We start from the raw sequence: 15,052 nt of genomic DNA, 5'->3' as shown, positions 1-15,052 counted from the left end.
TGGGTGGGGGTCAGGGCGACATGGTGATGTGATATTCGTCACGCCGTTGGCGGCGCACTTCGGGCATTCGCCGCGCACCGTTGGCGTCGTGCTTCGGGCGTTCGTCGCAGGGTTGCGTCGCGCGTCGGGTGGGGGCAACTCTCCATAGATACCGCAGACGAAAACAATTTTCTAGATGTCCGACTTATCGGAAAATTTCTTCCGAAATCTTCTTGACCTGGGCGGTTGACAGTGGGAAAGCTGTGGCGGGAGTGCCGAAAGGTGAAAGGACCACTCCCCTCATGGTCACCGTCCGCCCCTTCCAGTCCGGCGATGAGACCGCGCTGGTCGACGCCTGGAACCGCAGCATGCCCGCCGACCCCACGACATCCGGCTGGTTCAGGGACTGCGTGCTGCTCGACCCCAACTTCGACCCCGAGGGCCTGCGCGTGGCCGTGGACGGGGACGACGTGGTGGGTTGCGCGTACGCCGTCCGCCGCCTGATCCCCTTAGCGCCGGGCACCGACCTGGAGCCCGACACCGGCTGGATCCCGTTCTTCTTCGTCGTCCCCGAGCACCGCGGCGGCGGGCTGGGGCGGCGGCTGGTGGGTGAGGCGGTGGGGTTCCTGGAGCGCCTCGGCCGGACGAAGGTGGACTTCTCGTCGTACACCCCCTACTACGTGCTCCCGGGCGCGGACGCCGAGCTCTATCCGGACGGTCACCGGCTGCTGGAAGAGCTCGGGTTCATGACGCTCTACTCGCCGGTCGCCATGGACCGCGCGCTCGTCGGCTACCGGACTCCGCCCGAGGTGGACGAGCTGCGGCGCGCGCGTGAGCGCGAGGGGTACGTCTTCCGCAGTCCCACCGCCGGCGAGTTGCCCGAGCTGATCCGGCACGCGGCCGACGTTTTCAACCCCGACTGGGGCGAAGCGATCCGGCAGCACCGCGATCCCGAACGCATCGTCATCGCGAAAAAAGATCACATAGTGGGCTTCGCCTTGTACGCGGCCTACCGCGGCATCCCCGAGCGCTTCGGCCCCTTCGGCGTCGACCCGGGCCAGCGCGGCACCGGCCTCGGCAAGATCCTGCTCCATCTCACCATGACCCGGATGCGCGCCGAAGGGCTGCATTCGTCCTGGTTCCTGTGGACCGGCGCTACCAGCCCGGCCGGCCACCTCTACACCAAGGCGGGCTACGAGATCACCAGAAAGTTCCACGTGATGAGGCGATCCGCATGACACACGTTCTCGCCATCGGGGCCCACGCGGGCGACCTCGACCTGACCGCGGGCGCCGTGCTGGCGCAGCACGTCCTGCGCGGCGACCGGGCGACGCTGCTGCACCTGACGCTCGGCGAGCGCGGCCATCCGCGCATGACCGTCGCCGACTACGCCAAGCAGAAGCGCGAGGAGGCCGAGACGTTCGCGGAACGGATCGGCGCCGGCGTCAGGTTCCTCGACTACGAGGACGGCCTGCTGCCCGAGGACGACGAGACCAAGATGCGCATCGGCGACCTCATCAGGGAGCTGCGCCCCGACGTGATCCTGACGCACTGGAGCGCCTCCATCCACAAGGACCACGCCCGCACGCACCGGATCGTCGAGGACGCCCGCTTCTTCGGTGGGCTGAAGACCCTGGAGCGTGAGCATCCGGCCTACTGGGCGAGCGAGCTCTACTACGCCGACAACTGGGAGGACGCCGAGGGATACGCGCCCGACGTGTTCGTCGAGCTGGGCGAGGAGGCGTACGAGCTGTGGTCGCAGGCGATCACCGGCTACGCCTACGCCAGGGGCGAGACCTACGGCTTCCCGTACGTCGACTACTACCGCGCGCTGACGATCGTGCGCGGCGCGCCGGCCGGGTTCGGCCGCGCGCAGGCCTTCGCCGCCCCGAAGGGGTCGCGGCAACTGCGGACGAAGTACTTCGGAAAGGCGGCCTCCGCATGAGACGTCACAAGGCGGGGCAGGTCGCGGCGGTGCTGGCCGCACTCGTGCTGGCCGGATGTTCGAGTGGCGGTGGCGCCGCCAAACCGCAGGCGGACGCGCCGCCGCTGGTGATCCACGCCGTGGACGCGGGCACGTTCCAGGAGGACTTCAACCCGTACCACCTCGAAGGCGTGAACTTCGGCACCAGCGGGATGATCCACGAGACCCTCATGTACTTCAACAAGCTGAAGCCGGGGGAGATCACGCCCTGGCTGGCGCTGGACCACAAGTGGTCGGACAAGGGCAAGTCGGTGACATTCACGCTGCGGCAGAACGTGAAGTGGTCCGACGGGCAGCCGTTCACCGCCGACGACGTGGCCTTCACGTTCCAGATGCTGAAGAAGTATCCGCAGCTCAACAGGAACGCGCTGGAGATCGAGGACGCCGAGGCGCTGGCGCCCGACAAGGTGCGGGTGGACTTCGCCAACACCTCGTACGCCAAGCTGTTCAACATCGCCGGCAACTCGCCCATCGTGCCCAAGCACGTGTGGGAGAAGGAGAAGGACCCCTCCACCTTCACCAACCCCAAGCCGGTCGGTACGGGCCCGTACACGCTGTCGAAGTTCTCGGCCCAGCTGTACGAGCTGGTCAAGAACCCGTCCTACTGGCAGCCGGGCAAGCCGGAGGTGCCAGTGCTGCGCTTCCCCGCGTACACGGCCAACGCCCTCCAGACGGCGCTGCAGCAGGGTGAGGTGGACTGGGCGGGCGCGTTCGTGCCGGACATCCAGAAGATCTACGTGCAGGGCAAGCCGGAGCAGAACAAGTTCTTCTTCCCGCCCGAGGGCGTGGTGACGCTGCTGCCGAACCTGACCAATCCCGTGCTGGCCAAGCCCGAGGTGCGGGCCGCCATCAGCCTGGCCGTCGACCGGGACAAGATCGTTCGTGTGGCCGAGCGCGGTTACACCAAGGTCGCGCACCCGACCGGCGTGCCGATGCCGGGCGGGGAGGCGTACATCCCGCCCGAATACCGCGCGCTCTCCTACAAGGTGGACGTCGAGAAGGCCAAGGAGCTGCTCAAGGGCGTGGACCCGGCGCAGCTGAAGTTCACCCTGCTGGTGCCCTCGCCGTTCACCGACTGGGTGAACGCGGCCCAGCTCATCCGCGAGGACCTGGCCAAGATCGGCGTCACCGTCGAGACCAGGGGCGTGGCGTTCCAGGACTGGGTGTCCAAGGTCGGCAAGGGCAACTACGACCTGTCGATCAGGGCCACCGCGTCCGGGCCGACGCCGTACTTCCAGATGCGCTCGATGCTCTTCGGCGGGCTGGCCGAGCCCGTGGGAGAGGCCGCCACCGGCAACTACGAGCGGTGGAAGGACGCCGAGACCGACAAGCTGATCGACGCCTACGCCGCCACCGAGGACGAGACCGAGCAGCAGGAGGCCACCCAGGGCCTGGGCAAGATCATGGTGGAGAAGATGCCCACGCTGCCGCTGTTCTACAGCCCGTCGTGGGCGCAGTACCGGACGAACAAGTACGTGGGCTGGCCGTCGGAGCAGGACCCGTACGCGATGCCGTCGCCGTACACCTCGCCCGACGCGGCCGTGGTGCTGCTGCACCTGAAGCCGGCCGGAAAGTGAGATTCCTGGCCAGGCGGCTCGGGTTCTACCTCCTGACGGCCTGGGCCGCCATCACGCTCAACTTCCTGATCCCCCGGCTCATGCCGGGGGATCCGGTGGAGCTGCTGGTGGCCCGGATGAGGGGGAACGTCGACCCCGCCGCCATCGACGCGATGCGCAGGGCGTTCGGCATCAGCGACGCGAGCCTGTGGCAGCAGTACCTGGACTATCTGGGCAATCTCGCCCAGGGCGAGCTGGGCCGCTCGATCACGTTCTTCCCCACCGAGGTCTCCACGGTGATCGCCGACAGCCTGCCGTGGACGGTCGGGCTCGTCGGCGTGGCCACGCTGATCAGCTACCTGATCGGCACCGCCCTCGGCGTGATCATGGCGTGGAAGCGCGGCACCTGGCTGGACGGCGTGCTGCCGGCGGCCACGTTCATGCACGCGGTGCCGTACTTCTGGGTGGCGCTGGCGCTGGTGTTCGTCTTCGGGGTGACGTTGCAGTGGTTCCCGGTCAGCCGGGCGTACGGGCTGGACGTGATGCCGGGGCTGACCGGTGAGTTCGCGCAGAGCGTGCTCTACCACGCGGCGTTGCCGGCGATCACGATCGTGGTGGCCTCGATGGCCGACCGGATCCTCGGCATGCGCAACGTCATGGTGACCACGCTCGGCGAGGACTACGTGGTGATGGCCGAGGCCAAGGGGCTGACCTCGCGCCGGGTCATGTGGGCCTACGCCGCCCGCAACGCGATCCTGCCGAACATCACCAGCTTCGCGCTCTCGCTCGGCTTCGTGGTGGGCGGCTCGGTGCTGACGGAGATCGTCTTCTCCTACCCGGGCATCGGGTCGATGCTGCTCAAGGGCGTGGAGAACGAGGACTTCCCGCTCATGCAGGGCATCTTCCTCGTCATCTCGCTGGCCGTGCTCGTCGCCAACTTCCTGGCCGACCTGGCGTACGTGGTGCTCGACCCCCGGACCAGGCAGGAGTCGGAATGAAGATCAAGATCGGGGCTGGGATCCTCGTCTTCTTCGCGCTGATGGCCGTCTTCGGGCCGCTGCTCATCGGCGCCGATCCCGCCGCCACCAGCGAGGACGGGCTGCAGGGCCCGTCGGCGCAGCACTGGCTCGGCACCACCCAGACCGGCCAGGACATCCTCGTCCAGATCGTGTACGGCGCCCGCGTCTCGCTCGGCGTCGGCGTGCTGTCGGCGCTCATCGCCACGGTGCTGGCCGTCGCGGTCGGCCTGGTCGGCGGCTACGTCGGCGGCGCCGTGGACGAGGCGCTGTCGGTGCTGACCAACATCTTCCTCGTGCTGCCCGCCCTGCCGCTGATCATCGTGCTGGCCGGCTACCTGCCGCAGCGCGGCGTGGCCTCGGTCGCGGTGGTGATCGCGGTGACCGGCTGGGCCTGGGGCGCCCGGGTGCTGCGCGCCCAGACCCTGTCGGTACGCCGGCGCGACTTCGTCCAGGCCGCCAGGGCGAGCGGCGAAGGGCCGCTGCGGATCGTCTTCTACGAGATCCTGCCGGTCCTGCTGCCCGTCATCGCCACCAGTTTCCTGGCCACCGTGGTCGCGGCGATCCTGGCCGAGGCCGGGCTCTCGTTCCTGGGCCTGGCGGACCTGTCCACCGTGAGCTGGGGCAGCATGCTGTACTTCGCGCAGAACGGGCAGGCGCTGCTCATCGGGGCCTGGTGGTGGTTCATCCCGCCCGGCCTGTGCATCGCGCTCATCGGCACCGGCCTGGCCCTGGTGAACTTCGGCATCGACGAGATCGCCAACCCGCGGCTGCGGACGATCAAGGCCCCCAGGAAGGCACGCGCATGAACGTCCTGGAGATCCGCGACCTTGGCGTGGACTACCTGTCCGGCACCGGAGCCGTGCACGCGGTGTCCGGCGTCTCGCTCGACCTGCGCCGCGGCGAGATCCTGGGCCTGGCCGGCGAGAGCGGCAGCGGTAAGACCACGCTGGCCAACGCGGTGGCCCGGCTGCTGCGCCCGCCCGCCTCGATCACATCCGGGTCGGTCGTCTACCACCGCCAGGACGGCTCGGCCGTGGACGTGCTCGCCCTCGGCAGGAACGAGCTGCGCGCCTTCCGCTGGAAGGAGCTGGCGGTCGTCTTCCAGAGCGCCATGAACTCCCTCAACCCGGTCATCACCGTGGGGGCCCAGATCGACGACGTGCTGCGCATCCACGCGCCCCGCATGTCCCGCGCAGAGCGCACGGAACGCTCGGTCGAGCTGCTGCAGCGCGTCGGCATCAGCGCCGACCGGCGCCGCTCCTACCCGCACGAGCTGTCCGGCGGCATGCGCCAGCGCGCCGCCATCGCCATCGCGCTCGCGCTCAACCCCGAGATCATCATCATGGACGAGCCGACGACCGCGCTCGACGTGGTGGTGCAGCGCGACATCCTCGCCGAGATCAAGGCATTGCGGGAGGAGTACGGTTTCGCGGTCGTCTTCATCACCCACGATCTGTCGCTGCTCATGGAGATCTCCGACCGGATCGCCATCATGTACGCGGGCCGGGTCGTGGAGACCGGGACGGCCAAGGCGCTGCACCGGGCGCCGCGGCATCCGTACACGGTGGGGCTGCTGCGCTCGTTCCCGCGCCTGCGCGGGCCGCGCGAAGAGCTGCTGGGCATCCCCGGCACGCCGCCCGACCTGCGCTCACCACCGCCCGGCTGCGCCTTCCACCCCAGGTGCGCGATGGCGGTGGCGGAGTGCTCCGAGCGCCTGCCCGTGCTCACCGCGGCGGCAGACGGTGAGGTCGCGTGCCTGCTCAACGACGGGAGGGGAGTGTCATGAACATCCTGGAGGGGCGCGAGCTCACCAAGCACTTCACCGCCGCCCGCGGCCCTCGGGGCCGCTTCGGCCGGCGGCCGCCGGTGCGGGCGGTGGAGGGCGTCTCGATCGCGCTGCGAGCCGGCGCGGTGACGGCGCTGGTCGGCGAGAGCGGCTGCGGCAAGAGCACGGTCGCACGGCTGCTGGCCCAGGTCTATCCGGCCACGTCCGGGGAGGTGCTGCTGCGCGGCGAGCCGGTACGCGCCCACCGCGGCGCCGCCTTCAGGGAGTACCGGCGGCAGGTCCAGCTCATCTTCCAGGACCCCTTCGCCTCACTGAACCCGTTCCACCGGGTCCGCTACCACCTGGCCAGGCCGCTGCGCCTGCACGGGCACGCCCGCTCCGACGCCGAGGAACGCGAGCAGGTCGCCGAGTTGCTCGAACGCGTCAGCCTCACCCCGGTCGAGCAGTTCATGGACAAGATGCCGCACGAGCTGTCCGGCGGGCAGCGGCAGCGGGTGGCCATCGCGCGGGCGCTGGCGGTGCGGCCCGTCGCGCTGATCGCCGACGAGCCCGTGTCGATGCTGGACGTGTCGATCAGGCTCGGCGTGCTGCGGCTGCTGGAAGGGCTGGCCAGGGACAGCGGGCTGGCGCTGCTCTACATCACGCACGACATCGCCAGCGCCCGTTACTTCGCCGAGGACATCACGGTCATGTACGCGGGGCGGCTGATCGAGAGCGGGCCGAGCGAGGAGCTGACGCAGTCGCCGAGGCATCCGTACACGCAGCTGCTGCTGGAGTCGGCGCCTGACCCCGACCGGGTGGCGGCTCCCGGGGGACGTCGGCACGGTGAGCCGCCCAGCCTGATCGATCCGCCGGGCGGCTGCCGGTTCCATCCGCGCTGCCCGGTGGCGCTGCCGGTGTGCTCGACCGAGGTGCCGGGGCGCACGGAGCTGGGCGAGGGGCACTGGACGCACTGCTGGCAGGCCGAGGCGGCGCTCACCCGGTAGACCTCACCCGCTAGACCTCACCCGGGAGGACGGTTCAGGAGGCGCGGTAGCGTTCGGAGAGTTCGGTGGTCGTCGCGGCCATCCGGTGGCGTAGTTCGACGGGCGAGAGCACCTCGGCGTCCGTGCCCAGCCGCAGGAACTCGCTCGTCGCGTGCTCGATCGACTCGATCGGCACCGTGACCAGCGTCCAGCCCCGCTCGTCCGGGCCCCGCGCGCTTTCCCGCGCCGCCTCCACCACGCCCGGCGTCATGAGGTCGGCCAGGCGCTGCATGCCGTGCGGCGACAGCCGCACCTCGGCCTGGCCCCAGCGCAGCCTGCTCTCGAACTCGGCCAGGTAGTCGCGCCAGTACGCGGCCAGGTCGAACCCCTCGGGCCGGGTGAACCGTTCCGGCAGCGGATGCAGGTCGAGGATCTGCGAGACGCGGTAGGTGCGTACCTGCTCGCCCGAGCGCGCCACCAGATACCACCGCCCGGCCTTGACCACCAGCCCGTACGGCTCCAGCCGCCGCTCCACCTCCTGCGGCGCTTTCCACCGCCGGTAGCGGACCTGCACCCGGCGCTCGTTCCAGACGGCGTCGGCCACGGCGGGCAGGTAGGTGACCGGCTCCCGGTCGCGGTACCAGGTGGGCGCGTCGAGGTGGAAGCGCTCCTGGATGCGGCCGGCCCGGTCGCGCAGCTCGACCGGGAGCGCGGCCATCAGCTTGAGCTGAGCGGCGGTCACCACCGCGCCCAGCCCCAGCTCGGCCGCGGGACCGGGCAGGCCGGCCAGGAACAGCGACTCGGCCTCGTCGGCGGTCAGGCCGGTGAGCCTGGTGCGGTAGCCGTCGAGGAGCTGGTATCCGCCCTTCGGGCCGGCGTCGCCGTAGAGCGGGATGCCGGCGGAGTGGAGGGATTCGACGTCGCGGTAGATGGTGCGGACGGAGACCTCCAGCCGGTCGGCCAGCTCCTGCGCGGTCATCCGGCCGCGCGTCTGCAGGAGCAGCAGGATCGAGACCAGGCGGGAAGCTCGCATATCACTGACACTACCTGTCAGTGACCCGGCCCTATGGTCTCAGCCATGAACGACTTCGACTTTTTCGCCGGCCGCTGGAACGTCGTCAACCGCCGGCTGGTCAAGCCCCTGTCCGGCAGCGACGAATGGGACGAGTTCCCCGGCGTCTCCACGGCCGGCCGGCACTTCGGTGGCGGGGCCAGCTTCGACGAGATCGAGTTCCCCACGAAGGGCCGCAGCGGGATGACCGTGCGCCTGCGTGACGTGGACAGCGGGCTGTGGTCCATCTACTGGGCCAGCAGCGCGACCGGTGTGCTCGACACCCGGCCCATGGTGGGCTCGTTCGAGGGGGACCGGGGCGAGTTCTACGGTGAGGAGACCTGCGACGGCCGGCCGGTGCGCTGCCGGTTCATCTGGACGGTCTTCAGGGATACCGATGCCGCCCGCTGGGAGCAGGCGTTCTCCGAGGACGACGGGCAGAGCTGGGAGACGAACTGGACGATGGACTTCACCCGCGCGTGACGTCCGCGATCCCGTACGGCAGCGCCGCGGCGTCGGCGTTGCCGCGCACCCAGAGGATCACGCCCACGGCGACGGCCGCGACCAGCAGCAGGACGAGGCCGGCCACGATCACCCACCACCACCCGGACCGCGCCGGCTTGGCCTCGTAGAGGGGCACGTCGGGCAGCATGTCGGGGGTGTACGGCAGCCGCTGCGTGTAGGGCGCCTCGGGCGGGCCCTGCTCGGACGGCTGTCCTGGATGGGGGTAGCGGTGCCGGATCGTCTGGTCGGGATCCGGCCGGCGGGGCTGCTCTGGCGTCATGACTCCCTCAGGCACGCTGCGGAATGTCCGATACGCCAACATTGTCACACTCGTCGGCGCGGTGTCGCCTGCGCGGCAGGACTTCCGCGTCAGCCGTGGGCGGGCGGCTGACCTTCACCGTAAGGCGGCTGCGGGTGCTGCGGCTGCCGGCCGGGCTGCTGCTGCTGCCACCCCGGCTGCTGCTGCGGCGGGCCCTGCTGCTGGTACCCCTGCTGCCACTCGGGCTGCTGCTGCCAGCCCTGGGGCGCCTGCTGGGCGTACGCGGCGGCCTGAGCCTGCTGCGGCGGGTTCCTGCGGGCGATCACCGCGAAGATCAGCAACCCGGTGCCGCTCACCTGGATGAGCAGGGACAGCAGGTTCATCACCAGCGCGATCGGCCCGTACTGGTCGAAGCCGAGGGAACGGACCAGATCGGGGGCCATGAGGATGAACACGCCGTTGATCACCACCCCCACGAGCAGCACGACGCACCCGATCATGCCGAGCACGCTCCCCCGGCCGTGCTCCGCCCGGCGGGTCGCCATCAGAATGGCGCCACCGAGCAGCAACAGGACCATCACGATCGTCGTGAGGATGCTGATGATGTTGGACAGCGAGGACATCAAGGGGAACTCCAGCGGTTAGACGGGCAACGCGAAGACGCTACGCGGATTCGCGCTGTTGTTCCACCGCGCGGGTGATGGAGGCGAGGTCGTGGCCGCCCTCATAACGCACGCCGTTGATGAACAGGGTCGGAGTGCCGCGTACGCCGCTCGCGCGGCCCGACTCCTCGTCCACCCCGATCCTGGACACCCGCTCGGGGATCTCCGACCACGGCTCCACGTCCAGCTGAGCGGCGTAGCGTTCGAGGTCGGCGTCGGTGAGGAAGCGCTGGTTGTCGTAGAGGAGATCGTGCATCTCCCAGAACTTGCCGCGGCCGGCGGCGGCCTCGGCCACGATGGCGGCGGAGGCGGCGTGCGGATGCAGGGTGCGCAGCGGGAAGTGCCGGAACACCAGCCGCACGTCCGGGTTCTTGCGCAGGATCTCCGCCAGGATCGGGTGCAGCCGGCCGCAGTAGGGGCACTCGAAGTCGCCGTACTCGACGATCGTCACCCGGGCCTTGGCGGGCCCGCGCACGTGGTCGCCTGGGCCGACCGGCACGGTCAGCGTGGTCGGCAGCTCCTCGGCGGGCTCGGCGTCGGGCGGCGCGCACACGCCGCCGCGGTCCCACGCCATCCGGAAGATCACCCAGCCCAGTACGGCGGCCAGCAGCGACCCGGCCAGGATCCCGATCTTCGCCTGGTCGTGCAGGGCCGAGTCGTCGAAGGCCAGGTCCACGATGAACAGCGCCACCGTGAACCCGATGCCCGACACGGCCGCTCCGCCGAACAACTGCCCCCACACCAGGTTCCCCGGCAGGACGCCCCACCCGAGGCGCAGCGGCAGCCAGGTGCCGAGCCAGATCCCCACGAACTTGCCCACCAGCAGCCCCAGCGCCACGCCGATGGCGACGGGCGAGGTGGCGGCGGCGCGCAGGGTGTCACCGTCGAGGCTCACGCCGGCGTTGGCCAGCGCGAAGACGGGCACGATCACGTAGCTGCTCCACGGATGCAGCCGCAGTTGCAGGCGTTCGTTCACGGAGACGGCCCGCTGCACGCGCCGGGCGGCCTCCCTGGCGGCCTGCGCGCTGGGCTCGCTGGTGAAGCCCTGGACGGCCTCCCCGGCCAGCAGCAGCTTGTGGTCGGTGGGCGCGTACACGAAGACGAGGATGCCGAGCGCGATGCCGACCAGCGTCGGGTGGATCCCGCTCTCCAGCGTGGCCACCCACAGCGCGAACCCCAGCACGATGTACGCCGGCGCCCGCCAGATCTTCAGCCACCGCAGCGTCAGGATGGCCGCGAGCAGCACCGCCGCCGTGAGCAGGGCGGGCACGGACAGGCTGTCGGTGTAGAAGATCGCGATGATCATGATGGCGAGCACGTCGTCCACGATCGCCAGCGTCAGCAGGAACGCCCGCAGCGGATCGGGGCAGCGCGCCCCCACCACCGCCAGCACGCCCAGGACGAACGCGGTGTCGGTGGCGATCGGCACGCCCCACCCGCCGGCCCCCGGCCCGCCGAAGTTCAGCAGCAGGTAGACGCCGGCCGGCACGAGCATGCCGCCGAACGCCGCCACGGCCGGCACCGCGATCAGCCGCCGGTCCCTGAGCTGGCCGAGCCGCACCTCGTAGGAGACCTCCAGCCCGATGAGGAAGAAGAACACCGACATGAGGCCGTCGTTGACCCAGTGCCGCAGGTCCAGCGAGAACGCCGCGTCACCGAAGGAGATCCCCATGGGGGTGTGCCAGAACGCCTCGTAGGTCTCGCTCCACGGCGAGTTGGCCCACAGCAGGGCCAGCACGGTGGCCACGAGCAACATGCTCGTGCTGCCGGCCTCGGTCCTCAGGAACGCCCGCAACATGACAGATCTCCCCCTAAGGTGTCGATATTACGGCTGGTCGGGCACTTGTTCGTCGGGGCGTCCCGCTGATCGCCCGGCACGCCGGACCATCCAGATCGCGAACGCCGTCACCAGGGCCAGCGCCGCCGTGCTGATGGCCAGCAGCAGCGGGAGCGGGCCGGTGGAGCCGATGGGACCGGTCGCAGCGGCCGTCTTCACGGGCGCGGTCGCCGGAACGGAGGCGGTGGGGAGGGCGGGGGCGAGCGTCACGGGGCCGGTGTCGGGCGTGAGCGTCAGGCCCTGCTGCCGGTCGGGCGGCCCGTAACCCATGGTGTCGTGGTACGTGGGCACGCCGGCGGGCTCGCCCTGCACGTCCACGGTGAGCGTGATCGGCACCTTGACGTCGGCGGCGCCCTGGTCGGTGAACAGGCGCACCCACAGCTTGTAGTAGCCGGGCAGCGTCGTGTCCCGGATGTAGTCCTCGTCCGACTCCCTGTTGCGGTAGGCCACGGGCACCGACGCGCCGGTGTAGGACTGCGGCCGGTCTCCGAGCGTCGCCTTCCAGGCGTAGTCGCGAAGTCGCCGAGCACCCGGGGGTTCTCGGGGCTGAGGATGGAGCTCGACACGTTGAGCCGCGCGCCGTCCAGCGTGGCGCGGTCGGCCTCTGACAGGGCCGGCACCTCGATCCGGTACGCCAGCCGCTGGCCGTAGGTGAGCGGCACCCGGAAGTACGCCTCCTAGCCGGGCGCCATCGTGTCGGTGTAACGGCCGTCGGCCAGCACGGGCAGCGCGGCGGCGTTCGTGACCGGCGGCTCGATGACCAGGCTCAGCTCCAGCGGCGCGGGGGAGCGGCGGGCCTGGTCGCCCTTGTTGGTCACCTCGATCACGAAGCGGCCGGCCGCCGCGCACGGGCCTGAGCCTTCGGTGATCTGGGTCTGCCCCACCACGAACGCGCTGCCCCCGGTGGGCAGGTCGCTGAGGAGGTCGTGGCTGTCGCAGGGAGGAGCCGGTCGGCGGCCAGAGCACCAGGCTCGCGCCGATGACCGCCCTGGCCCCGGTCGGTGCCGTCGCGCCGATCCGCATCCCGGCGTACGCGGTGGCGCCCGTGGGCAGGTCGAAGGCATAGTGCCGCTTGACGTCCGGCCCCGGCGGCATCGCGTCCAGGTAGGCGCCCGGCTTGAGCACCGGGGCGGACTCCCGGTCGGCGGTGCCGGTCACGGGGATGCCGACGGGCGCCGTATGGGCGAGCGCCGTGTGGGCGAGCGCTGTGTGGGCGAGCGCTGTGGGGGCGAAAGCCAGGGGCGTCAGGGCGAGCAGGACGACCGGGGCATGAACCCCCGTTATTGATCAATCCATCAGTTGAAAAACAGATGGACGGCCGCGTCTCTCGCCAGCAGGAACCCCACGATCGCCACCCCCCAGCTCACCATCGAGGCCGAGTGCTTGGTGAGCCAGGCCCGCAGCCGCTCCAGCTTCGGCTCCAGCCAGCCGCCGGCCATCCCGCGCAGCGCCATGAGCACCAGCGTCGGCACGATCATGACCAGCACGTACGCCGCCAGCACCGGCACCCACTGGGCCGTCGTCAGCCCGGAGGTCGTCATCAGGCCGATCGCCGCCAGGTACGGCACCATCGTGGCCACCTCCAGCGCCCCGGCGGTCAGCCCGAGCAGCACCATCGTCCGCGGCCCGCCGGTGCGGGGCTCGAACGTCCGCTGGGGCTTGCCCCGCTTGGCCCGCCACTTCGGATCGAACCGGTAGCTCAGCGCGAACAGCCCCACACCGGCGACGAGCTCCACCACGCGGACGGGACGGCTGTCCAGCAGGCCGCCGAAGGCGTCCATGGCCGCGGCCAGCCCCAGCATGAGCGCCACGCCCACGAGGAAGTAGAAGATCGCCACGGTGGCGAGGTAGGTCAGCAACCGGGATCCCCGCGACCTGTCCGAGGCCAGCAGCAGGTAGACGGGGATGCCGAGGGTGCCGAAGCTGGTGCTGTCGACCACCGCCAGCGCCGCGAGGGTGAGCAGCAGTGCGATCGTCATGGGGAAATCATGCTGAACGCGGGCCCGGGCCCGCCTCCTCCGGCGGGCTGAACCGGGCGTACATCCTTCTGCTCACCCCTGAGGGCGGTGCTACAGATTGCGCAGATAGGCCAGCGACGGCGCGAAGAAGTGTTCTCCGCCCTTCATCGTGACCGTCTGGGGCACCTGAGCGTGCGGGGGCGACATTTCTGGCTTGCCCCACACCTTGGGGAAGGTGACCTTCAGGTCGCGGGTGCCCTGCCCGATGATCGGATCGTGGCCGGTCCCCGGGATCTCGAAGTCGGGATTGTCGGCCCAGAACTCCTGGGTGAACTCGAACTGCCTGAGCAGACTGCTGTTGAACGCCATGAACAGCAGGCCCACCTCACCGCTCGGCCGCACTTCGGGCGGCGAGTCGTCCGACGGGTCGTCGGTGCGGTCGCCGTACGTCTGCCCGCGCCTGGCCATGATCACCTCACGCCCGAACGAGCGCGGGTTGGTCTTCCTGACATGACCGCTGAACGGGCACTTGGAGCCGTCGTCGGCGTCGAAAGTGAAGTCGTTGACCACCGGCCCGCCGCCGCCCTTGGGCTTGAGCGTGAGGGGAGTGCCGTCCTTGAACCGGCCGACGAGCATGGCGCCCGCCCGGTCGCGGTCGGCGCCCTTGAGCCCGAGGCTGTCGGCCAGGTCCCGCTCGATCTTCTTGAACGCCCGCACGTTCTGCTCCAGCTTCCTGAAGACCAGGTAGCTGCCGTGGTGGCGGGACGGGTCCGGCGCGAACGGGTCGGGCACCAGGACGTTGCTCAGCGGGAAGGCCGGATCCCAGTGCTGCTTCGGCTCCCTGTCGATCTCGTCCTTCAGGAACAGCGGCTGGCTGCGGCCGTCCACGTAGCCGAAGTGCTCGATGCCGTCGCCGGCCGGGTTGCGCATGCCGTGGCCGCTCTCCTCGCCGAGCAGCCTGGCGCTTTCCGGCAGCTCGCCCAGGATCTCCTCGCGCAGCCTGGCCACCGGCCCGGGCTCGGCGTCGCCGATCAGGATGACGGCGTGGATCTCCCGCTGGTAGGGGCGCTCCCACTCCTCCACCGGCGGGTCGCCGGCCCGCGCGATCCGCCGCTTCATGCCGTCGCGGAAGACCTCGTCGTCGAATTTGCGCACGTCCTCGACCGTGTGGCCGAGGTCGCGGTAGCCGGCCTTGCTGATGCCGATCCCCACGTACGGGGTGCCGCGGCCGCGGCCGGCGGCGAAGTCGCGCACCTCTTCCAGATGCCGGCGCGCCGACTTCATCCTCGTGGTCGCGATGCCGCGCAGAAAGGCCCTGCCCTCGGCCACGTCGTTGAACCGGACGAACAGCAGGCTCAGGTGCTCGCGCACATGCGCGCGCAGGATGTTCGGCTGCAGATTGTCGAGCATCGCCTTGGTGTCCGCGTCGAGCGTGGCCGAATCCCAGGCCAGGGGTCGTTCATTGTTCAGGTCGACAGGCACTGCCGTGTCC

Annotated in this window: 16 protein-coding genes; 8 read left to right on the top strand and 8 right to left on the bottom strand. The window is 70.2% G+C overall.

What is annotated here, in order from left to right:
* Positions 1-281: 281 nt before the first annotated feature.
* From AB0C28_RS13670 to AB0C28_RS13640, 7 genes are read left to right on the top strand one after another with little or no spacing between them, the layout of a single operon-like run.
* Positions 282-1,217 carry a GNAT family N-acetyltransferase gene (locus AB0C28_RS13670; protein WP_358074377.1) on the top strand — a complete coding sequence of 312 codons (936 nt, stop codon included), beginning with the start codon at positions 282-284 and terminating at the stop codon, positions 1,215-1,217.
* Positions 1,214-1,924 (top strand): PIG-L family deacetylase, encoded by a 711-nt coding sequence (locus AB0C28_RS13665; protein ID WP_357843175.1) that lies wholly within the window; start codon positions 1,214-1,216, stop codon positions 1,922-1,924. Before AB0C28_RS13670 ends, AB0C28_RS13665 begins: the two co-directional genes overlap by 4 nt.
* Entirely contained in the window at positions 1,921-3,540 is a 1,620-nt protein-coding gene (locus AB0C28_RS13660; protein WP_357843178.1) for an ABC transporter substrate-binding protein, read from the top strand. Before AB0C28_RS13665 ends, AB0C28_RS13660 begins: the two co-directional genes overlap by 4 nt.
* Positions 3,537-4,517, top strand: coding sequence for an ABC transporter permease (locus AB0C28_RS13655; protein ID WP_358074374.1), 981 nt, complete (start codon positions 3,537-3,539; stop codon positions 4,515-4,517). Before AB0C28_RS13660 ends, AB0C28_RS13655 begins: the two co-directional genes overlap by 4 nt.
* Complete coding sequence (locus AB0C28_RS13650) at positions 4,514-5,344, top strand: ABC transporter permease (RefSeq protein ID WP_357843184.1); 831 nt, start codon at positions 4,514-4,516, stop codon at positions 5,342-5,344. Before AB0C28_RS13655 ends, AB0C28_RS13650 begins: the two co-directional genes overlap by 4 nt.
* Positions 5,341-6,324: an ABC transporter ATP-binding protein gene (locus AB0C28_RS13645; RefSeq protein ID WP_358074371.1), complete on the top strand. Its 984-nt coding sequence runs from the start codon at positions 5,341-5,343 to the stop codon at positions 6,322-6,324. The genes AB0C28_RS13650 and AB0C28_RS13645 overlap by 4 nt, the downstream gene beginning before the upstream one ends.
* Positions 6,321-7,310, top strand: a complete 990-nt coding sequence (locus AB0C28_RS13640) for an ABC transporter ATP-binding protein (RefSeq protein ID WP_357843190.1) — start codon at positions 6,321-6,323, stop codon at positions 7,308-7,310. The genes AB0C28_RS13645 and AB0C28_RS13640 overlap by 4 nt, the downstream gene beginning before the upstream one ends.
* 34 nt (positions 7,311-7,344) lie before the next feature.
* Here AB0C28_RS13640 and AB0C28_RS13635 read toward each other — a convergent pair whose 3' ends face one another.
* On the bottom strand, positions 7,345-8,322 hold the full coding sequence (locus AB0C28_RS13635) for a YafY family protein (RefSeq protein WP_357843193.1): 978 nt from the start codon (positions 8,320-8,322) through the stop codon (positions 7,345-7,347).
* A 45-nt stretch (positions 8,323-8,367) separates the two neighbouring features.
* Here AB0C28_RS13635 and AB0C28_RS13630 point away from each other — a divergent pair, with 45 nt between their 5' ends.
* A complete protein-coding gene (locus tag AB0C28_RS13630; protein WP_357843196.1) occupies positions 8,368-8,823 on the top strand; it encodes a hypothetical protein in 456 nt (151 codons plus the stop codon).
* Here the strand turns inward: AB0C28_RS13630 and AB0C28_RS13625 are convergent.
* The 7 genes from AB0C28_RS13625 to AB0C28_RS13595 form a co-directional block, all read right to left on the bottom strand.
* Positions 8,810-9,124, bottom strand: a complete 315-nt coding sequence (locus tag AB0C28_RS13625; protein ID WP_357843199.1) for a hypothetical protein — start codon at positions 9,122-9,124, stop codon at positions 8,810-8,812. The two genes, AB0C28_RS13630 and AB0C28_RS13625, sit on opposite strands and share 14 nt — an antisense overlap.
* An 89-nt stretch (positions 9,125-9,213) precedes the next feature.
* Positions 9,214-9,726, bottom strand: a complete 513-nt coding sequence (locus tag AB0C28_RS13620; protein ID WP_357843202.1) for a hypothetical protein — start codon at positions 9,724-9,726, stop codon at positions 9,214-9,216.
* A gap of 40 nt (positions 9,727-9,766) precedes the next feature.
* Positions 9,767-11,563 (bottom strand): Na+/H+ antiporter NhaA, encoded by a 1,797-nt coding sequence (gene nhaA / locus AB0C28_RS13615; protein ID WP_357843205.1) that lies wholly within the window; start codon positions 11,561-11,563, stop codon positions 9,767-9,769.
* A 27-nt stretch (positions 11,564-11,590) separates the two neighbouring features.
* On the bottom strand, positions 11,591-12,058 hold the full coding sequence (locus tag AB0C28_RS13610; protein ID WP_358074368.1) for a hypothetical protein: 468 nt from the start codon (positions 12,056-12,058) through the stop codon (positions 11,591-11,593).
* Positions 12,059-12,279: 221 nt separating this feature from the next.
* Entirely contained in the window at positions 12,280-12,486 is a 207-nt protein-coding gene (locus tag AB0C28_RS13605) for a hypothetical protein (RefSeq protein ID WP_358074366.1), read from the bottom strand.
* 411 nt (positions 12,487-12,897) lie between these two features.
* Positions 12,898-13,581, bottom strand: a complete 684-nt coding sequence (locus tag AB0C28_RS13600) for a GAP family protein (RefSeq protein ID WP_358074363.1) — start codon at positions 13,579-13,581, stop codon at positions 12,898-12,900.
* A 90-nt stretch (positions 13,582-13,671) separates the two neighbouring features.
* Positions 13,672-15,042 carry a hypothetical protein gene (locus AB0C28_RS13595; protein WP_358074361.1) on the bottom strand — a complete coding sequence of 457 codons (1,371 nt, stop codon included), beginning with the start codon at positions 15,040-15,042 and terminating at the stop codon, positions 13,672-13,674.
* Positions 15,043-15,052: the final 10 nt, after the last annotated feature.

Origin of the sequence: Nonomuraea sp. NPDC048892 (assembly GCF_040649735.1) — a bacterium.
GTDB lineage: Bacteria > Actinomycetota > Actinomycetes > Streptosporangiales > Streptosporangiaceae > Nonomuraea > Nonomuraea maheshkhaliensis.
Note: the sequence above shows the minus strand (reverse complement) of the source record. Positions and strands in the feature narration are given on the sequence as shown.

Coding starts and splice junctions, on each gene's coding strand:
- AB0C28_RS13635 (WP_357843193.1), bottom strand. CDS start 8,322: ATGCGAGCTTCCCGCCTGGTCTCGATCCTGCTGCTCCTGCAGACGCGC.
- AB0C28_RS13660 (WP_357843178.1), top strand. CDS start 1,921: ATGAGACGTCACAAGGCGGGGCAGGTCGCGGCGGTGCTGGCCGCACTC.
- AB0C28_RS13630 (WP_357843196.1), top strand. CDS start 8,368: ATGAACGACTTCGACTTTTTCGCCGGCCGCTGGAACGTCGTCAACCGC.
- AB0C28_RS13625 (WP_357843199.1), bottom strand. CDS start 9,124: ATGACGCCAGAGCAGCCCCGCCGGCCGGATCCCGACCAGACGATCCGG.
- AB0C28_RS13640 (WP_357843190.1), top strand. CDS start 6,321: ATGAACATCCTGGAGGGGCGCGAGCTCACCAAGCACTTCACCGCCGCC.
- AB0C28_RS13670 (WP_358074377.1), top strand. CDS start 282: ATGGTCACCGTCCGCCCCTTCCAGTCCGGCGATGAGACCGCGCTGGTC.
- AB0C28_RS13665 (WP_357843175.1), top strand. CDS start 1,214: ATGACACACGTTCTCGCCATCGGGGCCCACGCGGGCGACCTCGACCTG.
- AB0C28_RS13620 (WP_357843202.1), bottom strand. CDS start 9,726: ATGTCCTCGCTGTCCAACATCATCAGCATCCTCACGACGATCGTGATG.
- AB0C28_RS13645 (WP_358074371.1), top strand. CDS start 5,341: ATGAACGTCCTGGAGATCCGCGACCTTGGCGTGGACTACCTGTCCGGC.
- AB0C28_RS13600 (WP_358074363.1), bottom strand. CDS start 13,581: ATGACGATCGCACTGCTGCTCACCCTCGCGGCGCTGGCGGTGGTCGAC.
- AB0C28_RS13650 (WP_357843184.1), top strand. CDS start 4,514: ATGAAGATCAAGATCGGGGCTGGGATCCTCGTCTTCTTCGCGCTGATG.
- nhaA (WP_357843205.1), bottom strand. CDS start 11,563: ATGTTGCGGGCGTTCCTGAGGACCGAGGCCGGCAGCACGAGCATGTTG.